Raw genomic sequence first — 21,546 nt, forward strand, 5'->3', positions numbered from 1 at the left:
CTGTTCAAAGAACGCGCTGCAGGAAGGCCCGGCAGCGCGCCGATTGCGGATCGCCGAGAACCTGTCCCGGCGGGCCACGCTCCTCCACCATGCCCTGGTGGAGAAAGAGCACCTCGCGCGAGATCTCGCGCGCGAAACCTATTTCATGGGTGACGACGATCATCGTGCGTCCTTCTTCGGCGAGCGTGCGCATGACCGAGAGCACCTCGCCGACCAGTTCCGGGTCGAGCGCGGAGGTCGGCTCGTCGAACAGCATCAGCTTCGGCTCCATCGCCAGCGCGCGGGCGATGCCGACGCGCTGCTGCTGGCCGCCGGAAATATGCGCGGGGTAGTGGTCGCGCTTCTCGAACAGCCCGACCTTGGCGAGATAGGCCCCGGCTCGCTGCCGGGCCTCCTGTTTGGACAGGCCGAGCACCTTCATCGGTGCAAGCATCACGTTGTCGAGCACGGTGCGCTGGCTCCACAGATTGAAGCTCTGGAAGACCATGCCGATGCGGCTGCGGATGCGATTGATCTGGCGCGCATTCAGCTTCGCGCGCCCCGAACTGCGATCCAGCGTCAATTCCTCGCCTTCCACCGCGATCGTGCCGGCGTCGGGAATTTCCAGAAGATTCATGCAGCGCAGGAAGGTGCTCTTGCCCGACCCGCTGGCGCCGATCATGGTGATCACGTCATGGGCATGGGCGACCAGGTCGACGCCTTTCAAGACTTCCAGAGCGCCGAAGCTCTTACGGATGTTATTTGCCCGCAGGACGGTGTTTTGGTCCATGTCCACTTGGTGCCCTTGCCTCCCGATCGGCTGGACACGGAGATTGTCCCGGAAGCGCGGCTGCCCAAAGAGCCAATTTCGCCGACGGGCAGCGGACCAATTCCAGTCCCGTGGGCTGTGAATGCGTCGTCAACCGTGTTCGAGGATAGTCTGCGCGAGGATGTCGACGCAACGCGGGATGCGGCGGACCGACGTGTTGCCGAAGCCCAGCACAAGACCCCTCGGCTTGGTTTCCCGGCGTGCGTAGCGCGAGAGTGGTGGGCAGTCCAGCCCCTTCTGGAGCAGTGTTCGCGATACGGCCACGTCGTCAAACGGTTCGCGTGCGTGGACGGTCAGGTGCAGGCCGGCGTGAACGTCGGGAACGTCGAAGCCGTCTCGCAGCTTTGCGCGCAGGCATTGTGTCAGGCAGGCGGCGCGATCGCGGTAGATGGTGCGCATACGCCGAAGGTGCGAGGCGAGTCGCCCCTGGTCCATGAAGTCGGCGACCAGCGCCTGGTCCGGTAGCGGTGCGTAGAAGGAGAAAATACGCTGGGCGAGGGCGAACGCCTCGACCAGCGGCATCGGCGCGATCAAATAGGCGAGCCGCAGGCCGGGCGCCAGCATGCGGTTGAACGAGCCGGCATAGATGACCCGCCGCGGATCGCGCGCGTAGAGCGTCGTCTGCGCTTCGCCCGACCAGCGGATCTCGCTATTGGAATCATCCTCGAATATCCAGCCGGGCCGGTCCGCCGCCCAATCAAGCAGCTTTTGCCGGCGATCCGCCGTCATCGTGCAGCCGAACGGCCATTGCTCGGTCGGGGAGACAACGGCCATACGCGCCTCTCGGACCATCACGCCGGCGGCTTCTGTATCGAAGCCTTGCCTGTCGAGCGGGGCGGGAACGGTGACAAGGCCGAAGGCTTCCAGCGTGGCGATCTCGGGCATGTGGCAAGGATCCTCGACCAGAACGGTGTCGCCGCGGTCGAGCAGAACATGAGACGCGAGAGCGGCCGCTTGCAGCGTATTGCCGATGACGATGATCTGTTCGGGACGACAGTTGATCGCTTTAGCCTCCGCCAGATAGCCCGCGATGCGGGTGGCCAGCAGTGGCGCGCCGCGTGAATAGTCATAGCCGGTGTGGGCGCTGGCGTGCTCGCGCCAGCGGCGGCTAGCGATCTGAGCGAACTCGTCATAGGGGAACTCGTTCAGCGCCGGCACGCCGGCGCTGAGATCGTAGGTCTCGATGCGTTCGGCTGGCAGGTTCATGTCGAGCAGCGCCTGGCCGCGGCGCGAGGGTGCCGGGAGCGCATTTGGACCTGACACCGGTATGACAGCCGTCTCGGCTCGGGGGTGATTGTCTTCCGGCAGCATGGTTTCGACGAAGGTGCCGGCGCCGATCCGACGTGCGACATAGCCCTCCGTGGCAAGTCGCTCATAGGCGAGGACAACGGTGTTGCGCGAGAGCCCGAGTTCCTCGGCCATGACGCGGCTTGGCGGCAGGCGCGCTCCTGGCGCCACGATGCCATCCCGTATCCAGCGGCGCAACTGCTCGAAAAGTTGCTCGTTCAACGGCGTGCCACGGCTGCGGTCGAAGACGATCCTGTTCCAGCTGGGATAGTTGAAAGCGTGCATGTCTGTTCACCGGCTACGGCGGGACCTCACGAGCGGCGACGCAGCCATAAGGATGATCTTCCTATCGAATTGAAATCACCCTATCACATGACGAACGATGAGCAGAAAGCCTTCTCTGCATGCGTCGAATGCCAGCTTTCAGCCACTGGCAGCGTGCACCAAATGGCCGAGATGCACGCGCAAATTGTTCACGGCTCCACTCGTGAAGTGGAGCCGCTCTTGATCACACCTCAGTTGCCTCGGCAAGTTCGAGAGCATCTTCTACATCGACTCCCAGATAGCGGACCGTGTTCACGATCTTGCTATGACCGAGCAAGTCTGGATGGCTCCCAGAGGATAACTGACCTCAATCCAACAAGCATGTTTCTGACAGCTCAGCCTCCGCACGTCGACAGAGCCGGTTTGGGCGGGCCTGGTCCTTTCCGAATGATTCTCTCTGCTGCTCAGCCGCCGCCAAAGGTTTGTGCCCCTCCGAGCACAGGAACCGTTATTGACCGCTGAATGCCGCAAAGCTTTTTTCGAAGCGGTCGACGACATCCTCGATATCGGACATTGCCAAGCAAAGCGGCGGACACATGCGGATGACATTGCGGTACGGTCCCGAGCGGCTGGCGACGAGCCCGTTGCGGCGCGTTTCCTCGAAAATGGCGAGCGTCTCCTCCGGCGCCGGCTCTTTCGTCGCGCCGTCCTTGACGAGTTCGATCGCAAGCATAAGCCCACGGCCCCTGATATCGCCGATGATTGGAAAGCGCTCCTTCATGTCGTTAAGGCGACCCTTGAGCACCGCGCCGACATCCCGGGCGTTCTCCTGGAGTCGTTCCTCTTTTATGACCTTTAGCACGGCTCGGCCGGCCGCGCATGCCACCGGATTGGCGCCATAGGTGTGGAACAGAAATTTATCGGCCATGGATTCAGCGACATCTCGCTTGGCGATGACCGCGCCGAGCGGGATGCCGTTGCCCACACCTTTGGCGACGACGACGATATCGGGCACAATGCCATGGGATTCAAACGCCCAGAAGGCATCGCCGGTTCGGGCGACACCGGATTGCACTTCATCAATGATACAGAGACCGCCGGCCGCGCGGACACGCTCGACAGCGCCGGCAATGTAGCCCGGCGGCATCGGCACGATGCCGCCATAGCCCTGCACCGGCTCGATAATCATGCCGGCCAGCCCGCCGCTGGTTGAACTCGCTATGGCGCGCTCGACCTCGTCGAGATAGGGCTGCAAGCCTTCGCCATGAATGCCGCGATACTGGTTGGGCTCGGCCACGAAAGTGACCCCGCCAAGCTGGGGCACGGGATGGCGAAAACCCGCTATCCCGGTCACCGACTGCGCGCCGAAAGTGGCGCCGTGATAGCTCGAGGCAAGCGCCAGCATGTCGATGTTGCCGGTATGCGAGCGCGCCATCAGCAGCGCAAGATCGATCGCTTCGGCCCCGCTGTTGGTGAAATGTACGACCCAATCGTGACCGGCCGGCATCGTTGCCACCAGTTCCTCCGCGTACTGAGCCGGAACCGGGTGGTAGAACATCGTCGTGCAATGCGTCAGTTCCGCCAGTTGCTCGGTGGCCGCCTTGACCACCTGCGGATGCGCGTGGCCGACCGAGATGCAAAGGTTCATGCCGAGCAGGTCGATGTATTTACGATCCTTCTCGTCCCAGACATACTGGCCCTTGCCGCGCTTGAGGATCAGCGGGTCCTTGTAAGGAACGAACTTGCGCTGCGTGGCCGAATAGAAGCGGTTCCGCCGATCGACGATGGCCTCGGTCGACCAGTCGATGTCCAGGTTGGAATGGACGTGCGGAGCGTTCATGCCGTGTCTCCCGTGTTGCGAACTCCTGGATTGAAAACACGGAATGCGCGGCGCGCACACCGCCAAACCTCCTTATCAGGATAACTGATGGAGTTGATTAGTCATGCGACGAGGGGCGATCGACGGCATAGCAGTCGGCGGGAAGGCCAGGCAGGCGGGTGCTGATCGCGTTGGTCAGCACTTCCGCGGTACGCGTGGCGAAAGCCTCGGGGAGGTTTCCGAGCTCCCGCTCGCGCGCGACCAGAAGGATGTTGCGCGACAGCCCGGTGAACGGCAAGGGATGGACGTCAATCTCCATACCCTCCGCCAGCCCGTCGATGAGCAGGGTCGGCGTCAGGATCGCAAAGCCCATGCCGGCCGCGACCGGCGCCATCACCACGCTGGAGCGGTCACCTTCCATAGCACGCGGGATCTCGATGCGCAGGCGGCTCAGATGCTGGTCGACGCGCAGGCCAACCGGCGTCTCGCGCGAGAAGCGCACGAAGGCGAGCTTCTTGGAGAGCTTGACGATGTCACCGACATCGCCGGCAAAACCCTTTGGCGTCACCAGCAGGAATTTTTCGGTCATCACAGGATAACGTGTCAGTCCCTCAATCTCGAACAGCTCGCCGGAGGTGACGGCGAGGTCGGCGCGGCGGGCCCGCAGCAAGGCGACGTGGTCGGTCGCCAAACCCGCGAACAGGCTGAGCTCGGGAATGCCGAAACCCTTGCGGGCAAGGACCGAAAGCGCCGGCGCCAGCGTTGTCGCGATCGACGCCAGAAGCGCGATGCGCAACAGCGGCAGCGGTGCTGCATTGACGCGCCGCGCGTCGGTGCGCAGGCCCTCGACCTCGGCCAGTATGGCAACGGCGCGGCGATGCAGCGCGATGCCGGCTTTGGTGAGCTCGATCGGCCGCAAATTGCGATCGATCAGGCTGACGCCGAGCGCGCTTTCCAGGTTCTTCAGATGCTGCGAAGCGGCCGATTGCGTCATGCCCAGCATCTGTGCCGCCTGGGTGACGTGCCTGGTCTCGACGATGGCGACGAAAACCTCGATCGATCGGAAAAGGTTGAAATCGAAACTGCCGCTCTTCACCCGCAACTCCGCCCGTGAAGCATCATAAGTTTTCCTAATGTTGCGAAATTTGGGTTGAGCGCAAGTGGTTTAGCGGGAAAAGATCGCGCTGTTCCAATCCAGCGAAGGTATCCCACAAGGTGAATGGCAGCGCACGCATCGTGATCATTGGCGGCGGTGTCATTGGCCTCGGCATAGCCTATCACCTTGCCGAACTGGGCGTGAGCGATGTCGTCCTTCTGGAGCGCCACCAACTGACCAGCGGCACATCCTGGCACGCCGCCGGAATCGTCGGTCCGTTACGCGCCAGCCTCAACCTGACAAGGCTGGCGCAATATGCGACCGAGCTGTTTCCACGCCTCGAGGAACTGACGGGCCAGGCGTCCGGCTACCGCCGCACCGGCGGCCTGTGGCTGGCGCGACGTGCGGAGCGCATGGACGAACTGAAGCGCATCGCGCATTTGGGCAATGTCTGCGGCCTCACCGTTGGGATTGTCGATCAGGCGGGCGTGGCCGAGCACGTGCGCGGCATCGTCACCGATGGCGTCGAGGGCGCGCTGTGGGTCGAGGAAGACGGCCAGGCCAATCCAGTTGATATCTGTGCGGCCTATGCAAAACGGGCCCGCGCCGCCGGTATCCGCATCCTCGAGGGGTTAGCCTGTTCGGGCATCGTGACCCGCAACGGCCGGGTCGCTGGCGTCAAGCTGGCCTCCGGCGTCACCATCGATTGCGAGACCGTCGTCAACTGTGCCGGCGCCTGGGCGCGCGATATCGGCGCGCTCGCCGGCGTTCCTGTGCCGCTGCAGGCCGTCGAGCACATGTATGTCGTGACGGAGCCGATCGCCGGTCTGCAGGATCCGTTTCCCATCCTGCGCGACCTCGACGAAGGCATCTACATCAAGGGCGATTCCGGCAAGCTGGTGTTGGGCGGCTTCGAGCCGAACGCCAAGCTCTTCGATGTTCGCGGACCGGCTGGCGACAGGCCATTCCTCGAACTGCCCGAGGATTGGGAGCAGTTCGAGCCTTTCATGTCGGCCGGACTGAAACTCCTGCCGGCGCTGTCGCAGACCGGCATCAGGCACTTCATGAATGGCCCGGAGAGTTTTACCCCCGACACGCGGCCGCTGATGGGCGAGTCGCCCTATCTGCGCGGCTTCTATGTCGCCGCCGGCTTCAACTCGACAGGCATGATGTCGTCGGCCGGCGCCGGCAAGGCCATGGCCGAATGGATCGTCGACGGCGAGCCCAGCCTCGATCTGTGGGCGCTTGACATCGCCCGCTTCGACCGCGCCGCCGCGGCGCGCTCTTTCGTCGGCGCCAGGATGGAGGAAGCGGTTGCCGACCTCTTCCGCATGCATTGGCCTTACAAGCAGGCCGCCGCCGGGCGCGACGTGCGGCGTTCCGCCTTTCACCGTACGTTCGCCGAAGCGGGTGCTGTGTTCGGCGCGCCGACCGGCTGGGAGCGACCGCTCTGGTTCGGCGGCACGGAGACGCGCGGCTATTCCGTCGGCGCTCAGAAATGGTGGAGCCCGGCCAGGGCCGAAGCCGATCGAATGGCGCAAGGCGTTGGCCTGTTCGAGCTTTCGCCCTTCACCAAGATCGATGTGCGTGGACGCGACGCGATCCAGCTGATGCAAAGCCTGTGCGCGGGGGACGTCGACAGGCCCGAAGGCCGCGCCGTCTATACGCAGATGCTCAACGCACGCGGCGGCATCGAGGCCGATGTGACGGTCACGCGAGTCGACGAGCACGGCTTCCGGGTTATTTCAGGTGCCGCGACCAGACAGAAAGATTTTGACTGGATCGCGCGCCATGCTGAGGATCTTGGTCTCAACGTCTCGGTCTTCGACGCCACGTCCGCAGAGGCCGTTCTCGGGGTCATGGGGCCGAATTCGCGGGCGCTGCTGCAGAGCCTGACCGACGTCGATCTTTCGGACGCAGCCTTCCCGTTCTCGACTTCGCGCCGCATCGACATCGGCACCGCGAATGTGCGGGCGACCCGAGTCAGCTTTGTCGGCGAACTCGGCTTCGAGCTTTATGTGCCGGTCGAACACGGCGAGAGCCTGCTTGCCATGATCGTCTCAGCGGGCGGCGCCCATGGCCTGACCTTTTGTGGCCACTACGCGCTGGATGGCTGCCGGTTGGAAAAGGGCTATCGCCATTGGGGCCATGATATCGGGCCGAAGGACACGCCGCTGGAGGCGGGCCTGTCCTTCGCGGTGTCCTGGAAGAGGGATGATTTCATCGGCCGCGATGCCCTGCTGAAGCAGAAGGCCGATGGCCTGAAGCGCCGGCTCATGCATTTCGCCGTCGACGGCGACAATCCGCTTCTGCTGCATGACGAACCGATCTATCGCGACGGCAAACTTGCCGGGTTGACGACGTCAGGTGGCCTCGGCGTTCGCACGGGGCTCAGCCTTTGCCTGGGCTACGTTGCCTGTGATCCAGGCGAGACGAAAACGCAGCTGCTTGCCTGCGACTACCAGATCGCGGTGGCCGGTGCGCGCTACAGGCTGCGCCCACTCGACAAGCCACCCTATGACCCAACCGGATCGCGCATGCGCGTAAGCGCGGAGGAAAATTCATGAGACAACAGGCCCGCGTGGTCGTTATCGGCGGCGGCGCCATGGGCGTGTCGCTGCTCTATCACCTGGCCAAGCGCGGCTGGAGCGATGTCATGCTCGTCGAGAGGCAGGAGCTGACAGCAGGCTCGACCTGGCACGCCGCCGGGCTCTGCACGCATTTCGCCCACAATGCGACGATCATGGAGATGCGCGCGCATTCGGTGCGGCTCTATCGCGAAATCCTGACCGCCGAGACCGGGTTGCCGACAGGTTTCCACCCAAGCGGCGCATTGCGCATTACGCGCTCGCCGGAGCGCATGGACGAATTCCGCCATGTGCAGGGGCTTGGCCGGTTCGTCGGCCATGACTTCCACATTCTCAGTCCCGATGAGCTCAAGCAGATCTATCCGCTCTGCCATACCGACGGCATCATAGGCGCGATCTACGAGCCCAATGACGGTCATGTCGATCCGACGCTGGCGACCAACGCAATGGCCAGCGGCGCGCGCTCGCGCGGCGCCGAGATCGTGCGCCACAATCCGGTCCTGGCAATCGAGCGCAAGCCATCGGGCGAGTGGCTGGTCCGCACACAACAGGGTGACATTGTCGCGGAGCATGTGGTGAACGCGGCCGGCACATGGTGCCGCGAGATTGGCGCCATGATGGGGCTCGACCTGCCCGTGGTGCCGATGCTGCACCAATATGTCGTGACCGATACCGTCCCCGAGATTGCCGACCGGATCGCCGCCGGCGCCAAGGAACTGCCGATCATCCGCGATCCGGAAGAAAGCTGGTATCTGCGCCAGGAGCGCGACGGCTTTATCGTCGGCCCCTATGAAAAGTCGGCTCACCCCTGGGCGGTCGATGGCGTGCCACCAGAATTCGGCATGGACTTGCTGCCGCCCGACCTGGATCGGGTCGAGCACATCATCGCGCTGGCGATGGAGCGTGTCCCGGCACTCGCCAATGCCGGCATCAAGACGGTGGTCAACGGGCCGATCACCTTCACGCCGGATGCCAATCCGCTGGTCGGTCCGGCATTCGGCCTCGGCAATGCCTGGCTGCTCACCGGCTCAAGCATGGGCGTGATGGAAGGCGGCGGCGCCGGTCGCTTTCTCGCCGACTGGATCGTCGACGGATCACCGCCAATGGATGCGCTTGCCATCGACCCACGCCGCTTCGGCAATTATGCCGACCGCGACTATCGCATCGACAAGGCGGTGGAAGGGTTCGGCCTGCAATTCGGCATCCACTATCCCAACGAGGAACGCGAGGCCGGCCGCCCGCGCCGCACGACGCCGGCGCTCGAACTTCAGAGAAGCCAGGGGGCAGTGCTGGGCGCCGCCTATGGTTGGGAGCGGCCGAACTGGTTCGCTGCCAAGGGCGCCGACCGTGACCCGCCACTGACCTTCCGCAAGCCCGGCTGGTTCGACGCGGTGCGCGGCGAGTGCCGTGACGTGCAGGCCAGCGTCGGCGCCATCGACCTTTCGGCCTTCTCCAAATTCGAGATCGGCGGACCAGGCGCCAGCGCCTTCATGGCTTCGCTCGGCGCCAACCGACCACCGGAACGTCACGGCCGCATCGGGCTCATTCACGCGCTGACGGCAAAGGGCGGCGTGGCGTCGGAATTTACCGTGACCCGACTCGGCGACGATGCGTTCTACTTGACCAGCGCAGCACTTGCGGAGCGACATGACGAAGGTCTGCTACGCTCACGCGCCGCAGCGTTTCCAGGTGTGACGATCGACAACGTCACCGAGAGGCGCGGCGTGCTCGGCGTGATGGGGCCGCGTGCCCGTGACCTCTTGGGAAAGATCTGCGAAGCCGATCTATCGAATGCTGCATTCCCCTGGCTTTCCGCGCAGATCATCCGCGTGGCCGGCATCAAGACGGCAGCGCTCCGGGTCTCTTATGCCGGTGAGATCGGATGGGAACTGCACGTTCAGTTGGCGCAGTTCGGCAAGCTCTACGAAGCGATCACCAAGGTCGGAACGCAGTTCGACCTGCGTCCGTTCGGCATCTACGCGCTCAACGCGATGCGGTTGGAAAAAGGTTATCGTGCTTGGGGCGCCGACCTGACCACCGAACGTACGCCGCTGGAGGCTGGGCTGGGTGCGCTGGTCAAGACTGACAACCGGACGTTCGTCGGCCGTGAGGCGATGCTGGAGCGCATCGGCGAAAACGCCTGGTCCATGGTGCTGCTCGAAATCGACGACGACGGCGAGCGACTGCCGTTTTACGCCCATGCCGTGATGCAGGCGGGGCGCCCGGTCGGGATCGTTTCCTCCGGCAGCCACGGCTTCCGGACCGGCAAGACCGTTGCGCTCGCCTATCTGCGACCCGGTGTTGCGGCTGAAGGCCTGACCGTCTCGATCCTCGGCAGGGAACTGACGGCGCGGGAGCTGAAGAAAGCGCCTTACGATCCGGACAATCTGCGGCTGCGCGGCCTTCAGGCCGATGCGCCGGCCGCCTTCATGCCTGCCTGATCACGGAGACGACAATGGACAAGGACGCGATGATCGACGCTCCAGCGCCACGAAGCGGGGGCCGAGCGGGAAGGCAAGGCCAGCGCCTGGCCCAGCAGGCGCCGCGGCGTCCCTACATCAGCCGGCGGATCGGCACGTTCAATATCCTCGACGAGGAAGGCCTGAGCCTGATCGAGGCGAATGCCGACCGGCTGCTCAAGGAGGTCGGCATGGAGTTCCATGACGATCCCGAGATCCTCGACATCTTTCGCGATGCAGGCGCCGACGTGCAGGGCACCAGGGTTCGCTTCGAGCCCGGCATGTGCCGCAAGATCGTCCGCGCCACCGCGCCTTCGCAATTCAAGCAGCACGCCCGCAACCCGGCCAACACGGTGGTGATCGGCGGCGACAACACCGTGCTGTGTCCGTCGTGGGGGCCGCCCTTCGTCCACGATCTCGATCGCGGACGGCGCTACGCCACGATCGCGGACTTCCGCGATCTGGTGAAGATCCATCAGATGATCCCGCATCTGCATCATTCGGGCGGCGTCGTTTGCGAGCCTGTCGACCTGCCGGCCAACAAGCGTCATCTCGACATGCTCTACACCCACATCCGCCATTCGGACCGTGCCTTCATGGGCGCGTTCATCGGTTCGAGGCGAGCACAGGACGCGGTTGACATGGCCAAGATCGTCTTCGGCGAGGAGTTCGTCGCCAACAACGCTGTGCTCTACAACGTCTCCAACACCAATGCGCCGCTGGTGCTCGACGCCAACATGTCGGGTTCGCTGAAGGTCTGCGCCCGCAACAACCAGCCGGTCGCCTGCACGCCATGGACGCTGGCCGGCGCGATGAGCCCATGCACGGTCGCCGGCACGCTGGCGCAGGTGCTGGCCGAGGCGCTCGCCTGTCTCAGCCTCGTACAGCTGATCAACCCCGGCGCGCCCTGCCTGATGGGAAGCTTTGCCAGCACGATCTCGATGCAGAGTGGAGCGCCGACCTTCGGGACGCCGGAAGCGGGCAAGATGGTGCTCGCCTGCGGGCAGTTGGCGCGTCGCGTCGGCGTTCCGTTCCACACCGTCGGTTCGCTGTCGGCCTCAAAGCTTCCCGACGCACAGGCCGAGCAGGAAGCGACATGGGGCATATTGATGTCGATGTTTGCCGGCGCCAACGTGATCAACCACGCCACCGGCTGGCTCGAGGGCGGACTGGTCACCGGTTTCGAAAAGACGGTCATCGACGCCGATCTCTGCGGCAAGGTCGCCAGCCTGTTCGAAGGCATCGATCTGTCGCTCAATGCGCAGGCGATGGAGGCGATCGAAGCGGTCGGGCCGGGATCGCATTTCCTGGGCAGTGCGCATACGCAGTCCAATTTCCTCTCGGCCTTCTATCGCTCCACCAGCAGCGACAACAATTCCTTCGAGCAATGGAACGAGGACGGCCGGCTCGACGCCGCGCAACGCGCCAACCGGCAATGGAAGAGGCTGCTCGACGACTACCAGGATCCGGGGCTCGATCCGGCGATCGACGAAGCGCTCCAGGCCTTCATCGCCAACCGCAAGGCCAGCGAGCCGGACCAGGCTTATTTCTAGAGCCGGTACCGCATCTTTGATGGCCCGTTCGTGGAATGTTGACCGGCCGAGCTCCACGAGAAGATCGTTCCCAAACGGCTTTATCTGGTTCGTCCTTGCACGATACGGTCGATGATCATGGCGCAGAGAAGTATGGCGAAGCCCGCGAGCAGTCCCTGCCCGACAGCTGCGTATTGAAGCGCATTGAGGACATCTTCTCCCAACCCTTTGGCGCCGATCAGGGAAGCGATGACCACCATTGAAAGGCACATCAAAATAGTCTGGTTTATGCCGGCCATGATGGAAGGCATCGCTAGCGGGAGATCGACCCGGGTCAGGAGAAACCATCTTGTTGCACCATAGGCTTGCGCGGCCTCTCTAATGGCCGGCGGGACACCCTGCAAACCGAGCGCAGTCAGGCGCACCACTGGCGGCGTACCGAAAATCAGCGTGGCGATGACGCCGGGCGGCTTGCCGATGCCGAACAATGCGATCACCGGGATCAAATAGACAAATGCCGGCATGGTCTGCATGAAGTCGAGCACCGGCCGCACGGCGGCATAGACGCGCGGTCGGCGCCCGCACCATATCCCAAGCGGAATTCCTATCGCGAGGCAGATAATGGCCGATGTGCCCAACAGGGCGACTGTTTCCAGGCTCTTTTCCCAAAAGCCAAGCACGGCAAGATAGGCGAGCGCAGCCGCGGTGAAGATGGCGACGCGCGGCCCCGCCAGTTGCCAGGCCAGGGCTAGAATGATCGCCATTGTCACTGGCCAGGGCATGCCCGTCAGTCCATAGGCCAAGGCATCGAGCACCAACGATATTGCGCCTGTGATGCCGCCGAAAAAGCCCTCCCCGAGATGCGACACCGCTCCCATCAGGCTGTCCAGACCCGATGACAACGCGGCCTGCCACTCGCGATTCGAGGGCGCGGCAGTCAGCCAGACGGCTGGTGTCGGCGCGGCGAAGCGATAGACCGAAAGCCCATAGGCTGCGATGCAGAAGGCAAGGGCGCATAGCGCCAGCGGATGATTGTGCCCGCGCTGAAGCGTCGGGTTCGAACGCCAGCGCGCGAAGCGCCGCTCCAGCATCCGGTTGGCGAGGAAACCGGCGATCAACCTGGCGAAGAGCAAAGTGACAATGCCGGACCCAATTACAACTGGCGCCTTCGCCTTTGCGGCGTCGGCCCGCATTCTGGCCGTGTTGGCAGCTTTCTCCAGAGCGGCCGCTGATGATTTCAGGCCAGCTGCATTGTCCACCCCCGCTGCCTCGGCGGCCTTTGCCTGTTCCGCGCGCGCCTGTGCCTGCTTGGTGACGCGTTCGGCGCGTGCTTGCTCCCCGGCGCCGAGGTTGCCAGCCGCGCCGACGCCGATCTGAACTACCGCAAGCGTCTCCAGGAAGAAGATGAGCCAGAACAGAAGTGTGATGCCTCGGGCAGCGGCCCACACCGGTCCAAGCAGCGCGGCCGCCAGGTTGAACGGCCAGACGGCACCGGAAGCCCGCCGGATGCGGGCGAACACATCGATATAATAATCGGGGTTGCGGAGGACGAATTCTCGTACGAGTCCTTCCTCTACCGGTTGGGCGTGCTCTATCGATTGCACAGCGACAGGATCATGGGCGTTCACGGATTTCGCCCTTTCGCAGACCGTGGAGCAGTATCTGCCTGTCGACGATGCCGACGACAGACCCACCGGGATCTGTCACAGCAAGCGGTGCGGCATCCCGTGCCGCGAGTTCGACGAGTTCGGCCAGGGATTCTCGAGAATCCACCCTGCGCAACCGCTCGACGTCCAATTCCGGATGAGACCGGCTCTTGAAACTCTCGACCGACTCCATGATGCGCCCGGCGGTGATCACCTTCAGGCGCGAGATGTCGGCGACGAATTTCGCGACATAGTCGTGCTTCGGAGATGTGACGATCTCCTCGGGCGTGTCGGTCTGGACGATGACGCCATCTTTCATGATCGCGATGCGATCGCCGATCCGGATCGCCTCGTCGAGGTCATGGGTGATGAAGATCACTGTCTTTCCCATCGAGCGCGAGAGGGCCAGGAACTCGTCTTGAAGTTGCCGCCTTATCAAGGGATCGAGCGCGCTGAATGGCTCGTCCATGAGCAGGATCGCTGGATCGGCAGCCAAAGCGCGGGCGAGGCCGACGCGCTGCTGCATGCCGCCTGAGAGCTCATGGCAGTAGCGATCCCCCCAGCCCGACAGGTTCACCTTGGCAAGTGCCGCCTCGGCCGCGTCAAATCTCCGCTGCTTGGTCGCGGCTTGGATCTCCAGCGGGAGCGCGACGTTGTCGCGTACGGTGCGATGCGGAAGCAGACCGAAGCTCTGGAACACCATGGCGATCCTGCGAGACCGCAATGCCCTCAACTCAGCGGGCGACTTGGCCATGACGTTTTCACCGTCGACGAAAATCTCGCCGGCGGACGGCTCGAGCAGGCGGTTTATATGGCGGATCAATGTCGATTTGCCACTGCCCGACAGGCCCATGACGCAGAAGATTTCACCCGGCCGAACCGAAATGTTGACGTTGGCGACGCCCACGACACATCCGAAGCGCCTGGCCACTTCGTCCTTGTCCAGGCGGTCGCGCAAAATCGCCATCATCGCCACTGGCGCGCGGGCGCCAAAGATTTTCCAGACGCCCTTCAAAATGATGGCGGCACCATGGCTTGCCGCGTCTCCGCAGTCCGCCAGGCCGGGTCCTCTCGGCGCAATGATCGGTGCGGTGTCCACCGTCTACCGCTCCCGTCCGATCACGGATTTGAGCGGCCGGGCAACAGTGCAGGCCGGTTCAGAGCCTGCAATGCCGGCCCTGGACTTCAATGACCGAACCACTTCGCCACGTCGTCGGGGTGGGCTTTGATCCATTCCTTCGCCACATCGCCTGCCGGCTTTTTGTCGACGATGATTGCATAGGCCCATTTGCTGATGTCGTCCGGATTGAAAGTAATCCGATCCAGGGCGGCGGTCAGTTCCGGTTGCCGCTGGGCCAGCGAAGCAGCATAGGCGATGTGCACGGTGGTGTCAGCATATGCCGACGACACTTTCGATTTTTCGAACCATTGAGGATCCTCGCTCGGCTGCAGCATCACGAACTTGGCTGGGTCGTGTTTCGGTTCTGTGAGAAAGGCAAGCTTGTAGCGGGCGAAATTCTGGTGTGGGCCGTAGCAGTAGCCGACCCATGGCTTGTCTGCCTTCGCGGCCCGGTCGAGCGATGCCGCGGCCACCGCTTCGTCGGTCACCTGGAGATCGAAGAAATCGGCGAATCCATAGTCGCGGGCCCGCACCTTTTCGATGTTTGTCGACTGCCAGCCTGACGCGCCGATCCAGATTTCGCCCTTGCCGTCGCCATTGGTGTCGAAGATCTTGGCGTTGTCCGGATTGGTGAGATCCGCGACATCCTTGATGCCATATTTGTCGATCGTGACCTGGGTGACGCAGTAGCCTTGCTTGGCTTCGTAGCCGTTCTGCGCGAGTTTCACCGTGCCGGCGCTTTTGACATATTTGTCTACCAGGCCCTGCTGGTTCGGCAGCCAGACATCTGGCCAGATGTCGACCTCCCCTTTGTTGCGATCCATGGCTTCCCAAATGACTGGGACTGCGGTGGTGGTGACGGTGGAAACGTCGAGCCCAAGCTCCTGTTCGGCCGCGTTCTTGATGACGTTCATGACCGCCGTTGCGGTAGCATAGTTTGGATCCGGCATAGTCACGTCTGCACCGAACGCCGACGATACCGGCGCCAACAATAGAACGCCGAGAGATGGTGCAAGAAGTCGGTTTTTCATATCGTTCCCCAGTTGAGTTGCGCTGATTTTTCTCAGCTTATTGGTCAAGTTAGCGAAACGTGCAGGCAATCCATCCCAAATTGTGCCGCATTAGCAAAAACGATGAAGCGCATAAGGCGGTCGTTGAGATTCCGATACCCGCTCTGTAGGCAGAGGGTGTCTCCATGCTCAGGCCGTCACGTATATGCTCCCTGCCTCGACGGAGACTGGGAACGTCCTCGCGCGAACGGACGGGTTGACCAATGCTGCGCCCGACCTGATGTCGAATTCCCACCCGTGCCAGGCACAGCGAACGATTTCATTCTCACGGTGATAGATGAATTCGGCTCGCTCGACGGGAGCAGTCGTTCCGCATTGCGGTCCCTCACAAAGGGGGGCCCCTCGATGCGGGCATACATTCAGCAGCGCATGGAAACTATCGCCGATCCGGAACACGCCGATCGACAGGCTGCGCACCTTGGCGATGAACGGCGTTCCGACCTGGATCTCGTCGGAGCGACAAATATACGTCTTCTCAGCCATCTCAGGTCGTCACGCTGCAGCAGCGGCTTGCGGGCGGGGAATGCGCTTGTAAACGTCTAGCGCATTCTGGCCGAGCACCTTGCGGCGCCATTCCGGCGGGATGTGCAAAGTGTTGACGTCATCGTAGTCCCAATGGGGGTAGTCGGACGCAAACAGCAGCGTGTTCTCCCCGTCCATGGCCTCCAGGATCGCCCAGAGGTGGTTGACATTCGAAGGCTGCTCCAGCGGTTGGGTGGAGAAACGTATGTTACGCCGGCAATATTCCGACGGCAGCATTTTCAGCCATGGCGTCTCTTTTCGCAGTGCTTTGTAGTCGGCATCCAGGCGCCACAGGACCGACGGGACCCAGGCGACGCCGCACTCGATGATCACGAAGTAGAGGTCCGGCCATTTCTCAAAAACGCCATGGGCAATCATGCTTGCCACATGCGACATGGCCGACATGTGCAGGATCGCATGGGTTTCCCAGAAGAAAGTGGTGGGCGCTGGCGCGACAGCGTTCCAGTTGATGCCGCCATGTCCACCAAGATGTATGGCGAACGGCAAACCGACCTCGGCACAGGCCTCGAAGATCGGGTGATAGAACGGGTCGCCATACGGCCGCACAGAGCCTTGGGAGGCCAGAACTTGCGCCATCCGGGGATGCGCGCCGAGGCGCCGGATCTCCGCCGCCGCAAGGCGCGGGTCTTGCGGTGCGATGATGATGGAGCCCATGAAGCGGCTGTCTTTCGGCAGCCATTCATTGATCTGGTAGTCGTTGTAGGCGCTTACCAGCGCGCTAGCGTAATAGGGATTTGCGAGTGTCGACGCTTCGATGGGCTCGTCGCCAGTTAGGATTGCCACTCCGACATTGTATTTATCGAGGTGCTTCTCCTTCATGATCAGGTAGTTGTCCGCCTCCACCTTCGGTCGCACATCCTTGCGGGAGAAATCCTGCGGATGAAACCAGGGGCGATGGCCGTGCGGAAAAGCGCCGACCGGGCCGGTCTTCTCGCCCTCGATGAAAATGTCTTTCCAGACACCGGACAGGTAGGGCTCCAGCACCGTCGCGTTGGACCAATAGTTGTGGCAATCGCAATCGACTATGAACACTTTTCCCTCTTCCTTTGATGCGGCCGTCACAGACCGTGGCTTCTGCCCGAACTTCCGCTTTGATAGTACACGGATCAAGCGTATGAACAGCTAGATACGATCGCAAAAATCGATGGCTCGCCTATGCAGTTGGAACAAATAGAGACGTTTCTCGACATCATTGAATCGCGAAACTTCAACCGGTCGGCGGAGCGCCTCGGACTGACGCAATCGACGGTCAGCACCCGTGTCAAGAACCTGGAGGCCGCCGTGGGGTCCGAACTCTTCCATCGCGGCCGCGCCGGTGCCGAGCCGACCGCGGCAGGGCGGCGGTTTGAGGTTTACGCACGGTCAATGCTGTCGACCTGGTCCCAGGCCCGTCACGACGTGCGCGCCTTTAACAGATTCGAAGGCAGCCTTCGGGTCGCTGCCCAGGTTGGAATGACCCGCTCGATCCTGCCGGGTTGGTTGGAAATGCTGCTGCAAGTCTTGCCGCGGTCCTCGATCCATGTCGAATCCGACTACTCGCCGCAGATGATATCTGATCTGAGCCTGGGAAACCTCGATATTGCTGTTGTTTATGCTCCACGCTACCTGCCCGAGATCACATATGACCAACTGATGGTCGAGGAATATACAATGGTCTCGACCAAGGCACGCCGGCTTAGCGATGTAAGCCCGGACAATTACATCCGGCCGGGTTACACCGTTGCGCTCGAGAAGGCTCATGCCGAGGCGTTGCCAAATCTGACTGCGTGCCGGCTTTCGATGGGCTCCGAAACGCTGGCCGACAATATGCTGAGGCGCGCAGGCGGCACCTGCTACATGCGCGCCGACGATGCGCGTCGCTTCGCCGCCGAGCAACCCTCCCACATTGTGGAAGGTGCTCCAACTCTGCATCAGCCCGTCTACACCGCAATTCTCGCGCGACGCCGGCATGAGCCAAACATAAAGAAAGGCATTCGCGCGCTTCATCTTGCGGTCATGTCGCTGGAAGGTTGATCGATATTGTCGATCATAGATGCTTGAGGTTCCTCCTGTATCGAACGTAGGCCTGCTGGCATTCTTGGCCCCTTAATGGGAGCCAGATGATGAACGCCCTCGTTTCTTTCCCTCCCTCCTGCCGATCCGACCGCGTCAGCGGACGTCACACGCTGATCTGTCGCGGCATCGTTCAGGAGACGCACGACGTGAAGACCTTCGTCTTTTGTCCAAAGCGCGGGCAGGCCGGCCAGTTCAAAGCCGGGCAGTTTATCACTCTGAACCTCGTGATCGACGGCGCTCCGGCCGTCCGGACTTACTCGATCTCTTCGCCGCCAACCCGGGTGGGAGACCTCAGGATAACCGTCAAGCGCGTCCCCGGCGGCCTCGCTTCCAATTGGCTGCATGACAATCTCGAACAGGGAAGCGAAATAGAGATCGACGGCCCGTCCGGCAGCTTCAACTGGGATGACCTGCGGAGCGACCGGCCGCTTTTCCTCTCCGGCGGCAGCGGCATAACACCGGTGATGTCGATGCTGCGCACGCTCGCCGACAGTGGCTCCGACAAGGATGTCTGCTTCATTCATAGCGCACGCTCGCCGAAGGACATCATCTTCGGTGACGAGCTTGACAACCTGGCACGGGACCATCGCAATTTTCACGTCCATGTCGTCTGCGCCGAAGCTGTGCATAATTGGGCCGGTCCAACTGGATTGGTTGGTGAGTCCATGTTGCTGAAGTTTGCTCCCGACATTAGGGAGCGCACCGTTTATGCCTGTGGGCCCGAGCCTTACATGAACGCAGTCCGGAACGCCCTCAACAGCATCGGCTTGGATCCTGGTCGGTATCATGAGGAGAGCTTTGGCGGCCTGCTGAAGCCTGCACCGGTGTTGCAAACAGCCCAGGCCGCTTCCGTGCGTTTTGCTCGCACAGGTGTCACCCACCAATGCCGTTCGACACAGACCCTGCTCGAAATCGCTCGGAGCGTTGGTCTGTACCTGCCAAGCGCTTGCCAGCAAGGGATTTGTGGGACCTGTCGTGTGCTGAAGGTCAGCGGCGACGTGGAAATGGCTGATTTCGGCGGACTCAGCGCACAGGAGAAGGACGCCGGATATGTGCTCGCCTGCTGCACACATCCCATGGGAGCGGTGTCGATAGACTTGTAACTGCAGGCGCACACCGCGGCCGTGCAAATCACAAAGCAATTCAGTACCGATATTGTCGTGGAAGGCACCGATAAGACATCGGCAGCATCGATCTGGTGTTCGATGTCATCGGTGGCAACATCCAGAAGCGGTCTGCAGCCCTGATCCGGGGCGAGGTATGCTGGTGACCGTCGTCGGACCAGCCGAGGCGCAGCCCGCGGATGGCTTGGCGGTCGATTTCGTCGTCGAGTCCGGTCGTGGCCAGTTGAGCGAGATCGTCCAGCAGGTGCGGAACGGGCGGCTGCGGATGAACATTGGCAAGGTCGCGATCTCGACGAGGCGATCGCCGCCTCAGGAAAAAATACTGTCAGAGCATTGTCAATCGACAACGCTCCACCACAATAACGCGTGCATGTCACGACGCGATTCGCGGCCGCCCGGTGGCTGTCGCGACGACGATGGCTTCCACGAAACTGCGCTCGCCTTCGATTGTAGCAACTCTTATGTCGCGTGCGATCTCGATCCGAGCCTGATCGGTCCCGGCGCGCTCGGCAAGACCTGCCGCCAAGACTCGAATGTGGGCTTCGGCTGCGGCCATCGCCTCGTCCTCGGTGTCATAGTCGTCCAGCCGCTCGCCGGAATTGAGACGGAAAAGCCCGATATCCGGTTGGCTGACGCGCGCTTCCGCTGACATTCGCACCTGTCCAACCACGGCGCCCAACGCATTTGCGACATCGGCGTGTTCGGCAATGCTGCATTCATTGCCGATCAATTGCGGCAGCCCGGCAAAGTGCAGCGAAGCCGACGCCCCGAGGCCGATCACCGGCCGGTCGAGCGCGATCGACAGCCGCGCCATGCCGCCTCGCCGGCCAACCGCCCGCTGAACCAGCGGGTTGGCAACGGAGACGCCGCCCTCCAGCCCGTCCTCGGCAAATACCGATTCAAGAATTACTTCGGCAGAACGCCGGGTGACGGAGGCAAGAACCATCTCGGAAAACGCTTCTGCGCCTTTGGCGACACGATGCCCCTGGCCGTCGCGCTTGCGTGAGAACAATTCGGCGCCCAGTCGAGCCGCGACAGGATCCCAGTTCCCTTGCCGGCCGAGCACATGGGCTGCATCGGATGGCGTGAAGCCGACGATATGCACCAGGCCACGTGCGACGAGGCGATTGAGCGTCGCGACCTGTGACGTCGATACGAGCAGCCGGTCGAGCGCGGCGGGAATTGCCGAAATGTCAGCATAGAGCCGCGTCTCGGTAACCGTCAGGCCTGCGGTTAGACGTTCGGGCACACCTGTGCGCAATGCGAAGCGGCCGTCCAGCCGGCTGGTGTTGGGACTGAGCAATTGCCGGTTGAGACCTTGGCATATGGCATCGCCGTGTTTCACCGCGGCGAGCGCCAGCGGTACCAGCCGCCGGGGCCCGAGCACGATCGTCGAAGCCAACGACTGCTCATGAAGCGAAACTTCCGAATCCCCACCAAGGCCAAAGGTGTGCATGGCGACGGCTTCCACCATGGTTCGCATTCCGCCGACGGTGGCGCCTTCCGGATCGAGCCGCAGGCGGCCACCATCCAGAACTGCGATGTCGGTGGTAGTGCCGCCTATGTCGGACACCACCGCATCATCGATGCCGGTCATGTACCGCGCGCCCACCAGGCTTGCCGCTGGTCCTGACAGAATGGTCTCGATCGGCCGAGCGCGGGCGAATTCTGCGGTAATGAGCGCGCCGTCGCCGCGCACGACCATGAGCGGAGCGACGATCCCGCGTCTTGCCAGAAATCCCTCCGTGGCGTCGACAAGGCGATCGATCATCGAGATCAACCGGGCGTTGAGAAGCGTGGTCAGCGCCCGACGCGGGCCGCCGAGTTTCGACGACAATTCATGCGAACAGGTCACCGGGAGCCCGATGCGCTCGCGGATGACGTCACGTACCGCGATTTCGTGTTCGGGATTGCGAACGGCAAAATAGGAGGCCACGGCGACGCCTGAAACCGTGTCGGCGAGAAACGGCAGCGCAGCCACGAGAGCGTCGAGCACCAGCTCACGCGGATCTCCGTGGACGTCATGTCCGCCCGGGCAAAAGATCACGGGATCGGAGCCAAGGGCCTTTGACAATCCGTTCCGGGCAAGGTCGGCTTCAGTGAAGCCGATCATCACCAGCGCGACCCGCCCGCCC

At 62.6% G+C, this 21,546-nt stretch carries 15 protein-coding genes and 2 pseudogenes; 6 read left to right on the forward strand and 11 right to left on the reverse strand.

Annotation, left to right across the window (positions count from 1 at the left end):
* Nucleotides 1–4: 4 nt before the first annotated feature.
* From LB541_RS15335 to LB541_RS15355, 5 genes and pseudogenes are all read right to left on the reverse strand, one after another.
* The gene (locus LB541_RS15335; protein ID WP_140500680.1) at nucleotides 5–769 is read right to left on the reverse strand and encodes an ABC transporter ATP-binding protein; all 765 of its coding nucleotides are present in this window, start codon (nucleotides 767–769) and stop codon (nucleotides 5–7) included.
* Between the two features lie 129 nt (nucleotides 770–898).
* On the reverse strand, nucleotides 899–2,380 hold the full coding sequence (locus LB541_RS15340) for a PLP-dependent aminotransferase family protein (protein ID WP_140565719.1): 1,482 nt from the start codon (nucleotides 2,378–2,380) through the stop codon (nucleotides 899–901).
* A 223-nt stretch (nucleotides 2,381–2,603) separates the two neighbouring features.
* Nucleotides 2,604–2,696 (reverse strand): annotated as a pseudogene (locus tag LB541_RS15345) (integrase); the annotation flags it as partial.
* A 171-nt stretch (nucleotides 2,697–2,867) separates the two neighbouring features.
* Nucleotides 2,868–4,199, reverse strand: a complete 1,332-nt coding sequence (locus LB541_RS15350; protein WP_140818988.1) for an aspartate aminotransferase family protein — start codon at nucleotides 4,197–4,199, stop codon at nucleotides 2,868–2,870.
* 97 nt (nucleotides 4,200–4,296) lie between these two features.
* Nucleotides 4,297–5,274: a LysR family transcriptional regulator gene (locus tag LB541_RS15355; protein WP_140500683.1), complete on the reverse strand. Its 978-nt coding sequence runs from the start codon at nucleotides 5,272–5,274 to the stop codon at nucleotides 4,297–4,299.
* Nucleotides 5,275–5,393: 119 nt separating this feature from the next.
* On the opposite strand from LB541_RS15355, the gene LB541_RS15360 reads away from it, so the two are divergent.
* Genes LB541_RS15360 through LB541_RS15370 form a run of 3 tightly spaced genes read left to right on the forward strand, consistent with a single transcriptional unit; the run spans nucleotide 5,394 to nucleotide 11,874 of the window.
* Nucleotides 5,394–7,841 carry an FAD-dependent oxidoreductase gene (locus tag LB541_RS15360; RefSeq protein WP_140559942.1) on the forward strand — a complete coding sequence of 816 codons (2,448 nt, stop codon included), beginning with the start codon at nucleotides 5,394–5,396 and terminating at the stop codon, nucleotides 7,839–7,841.
* Nucleotides 7,838–10,303, forward strand: a complete 2,466-nt coding sequence (locus tag LB541_RS15365; RefSeq protein ID WP_140559943.1) for an FAD-dependent oxidoreductase — start codon at nucleotides 7,838–7,840, stop codon at nucleotides 10,301–10,303. Before LB541_RS15360 ends, LB541_RS15365 begins: the two co-directional genes overlap by 4 nt.
* Nucleotides 10,304–10,317: 14 nt before the next feature.
* Nucleotides 10,318–11,874: a trimethylamine methyltransferase family protein gene (locus LB541_RS15370; protein WP_224618847.1), complete on the forward strand. Its 1,557-nt coding sequence runs from the start codon at nucleotides 10,318–10,320 to the stop codon at nucleotides 11,872–11,874.
* A gap of 80 nt (nucleotides 11,875–11,954) precedes the next feature.
* On the opposite strand, the gene LB541_RS28630 is transcribed toward LB541_RS15370, so the two are convergent.
* The 5 genes from LB541_RS28630 to LB541_RS15395 form a co-directional block, all read right to left on the reverse strand.
* A complete protein-coding gene (locus tag LB541_RS28630) occupies nucleotides 11,955–13,481 on the reverse strand; it encodes an ABC transporter permease (RefSeq protein WP_210239748.1) in 1,527 nt (508 codons plus the stop codon).
* Nucleotides 13,468–14,598 carry a betaine/proline/choline family ABC transporter ATP-binding protein gene (locus tag LB541_RS15380; protein ID WP_318012616.1) on the reverse strand — a complete coding sequence of 377 codons (1,131 nt, stop codon included), beginning with the start codon at nucleotides 14,596–14,598 and terminating at the stop codon, nucleotides 13,468–13,470. The genes LB541_RS28630 and LB541_RS15380 overlap by 14 nt, the downstream gene beginning before the upstream one ends.
* Before the next feature lie 86 nt (nucleotides 14,599–14,684).
* Nucleotides 14,685–15,698 (reverse strand): glycine betaine ABC transporter substrate-binding protein, encoded by a 1,014-nt coding sequence (locus LB541_RS15385; protein WP_140559944.1) that lies wholly within the window; start codon nucleotides 15,696–15,698, stop codon nucleotides 14,685–14,687.
* 120 nt (nucleotides 15,699–15,818) lie between these two features.
* Nucleotides 15,819–16,172: a Rieske (2Fe-2S) protein gene (locus LB541_RS15390; protein WP_140559945.1), complete on the reverse strand. Its 354-nt coding sequence runs from the start codon at nucleotides 16,170–16,172 to the stop codon at nucleotides 15,819–15,821.
* A gap of 9 nt (nucleotides 16,173–16,181) precedes the next feature.
* Nucleotides 16,182–17,264, reverse strand: a complete 1,083-nt coding sequence (locus LB541_RS15395; RefSeq protein WP_140559946.1) for an amidohydrolase family protein — start codon at nucleotides 17,262–17,264, stop codon at nucleotides 16,182–16,184.
* Between the two features lie 123 nt (nucleotides 17,265–17,387).
* Between LB541_RS15395 and LB541_RS15400 the strand changes: the two genes are divergently transcribed.
* The 3 genes and pseudogenes from LB541_RS15400 to LB541_RS15410 form a co-directional block, all read left to right on the forward strand.
* The gene (locus LB541_RS15400) at nucleotides 17,388–18,245 is read left to right on the forward strand and encodes a LysR family transcriptional regulator (RefSeq protein WP_140559947.1); all 858 of its coding nucleotides are present in this window, start codon (nucleotides 17,388–17,390) and stop codon (nucleotides 18,243–18,245) included.
* A gap of 86 nt (nucleotides 18,246–18,331) precedes the next feature.
* Nucleotides 18,332–19,390 carry a hybrid-cluster NAD(P)-dependent oxidoreductase gene (locus tag LB541_RS15405; RefSeq protein ID WP_140517494.1) on the forward strand — a complete coding sequence of 353 codons (1,059 nt, stop codon included), beginning with the start codon at nucleotides 18,332–18,334 and terminating at the stop codon, nucleotides 19,388–19,390.
* A 74-nt stretch (nucleotides 19,391–19,464) separates the two neighbouring features.
* Nucleotides 19,465–19,774: pseudogene (locus tag LB541_RS15410) on the forward strand (zinc-binding dehydrogenase); the annotation flags it as partial.
* Between the two features lie 10 nt (nucleotides 19,775–19,784).
* Here the strand turns inward: LB541_RS15410 and LB541_RS15415 are convergent.
* Nucleotides 19,785–21,546, reverse strand: a 1,762-nt coding sequence (locus LB541_RS15415) for a hydantoinase/oxoprolinase family protein (protein ID WP_224618849.1), incomplete at its 5' end; no start/stop codon positions are given.

The sequence above is a fragment of the Mesorhizobium sp. BR1-1-15 genome (assembly GCF_020165475.1).
In the GTDB taxonomy this organism is placed as follows: domain Bacteria; phylum Pseudomonadota; class Alphaproteobacteria; order Rhizobiales; family Rhizobiaceae; genus Mesorhizobium.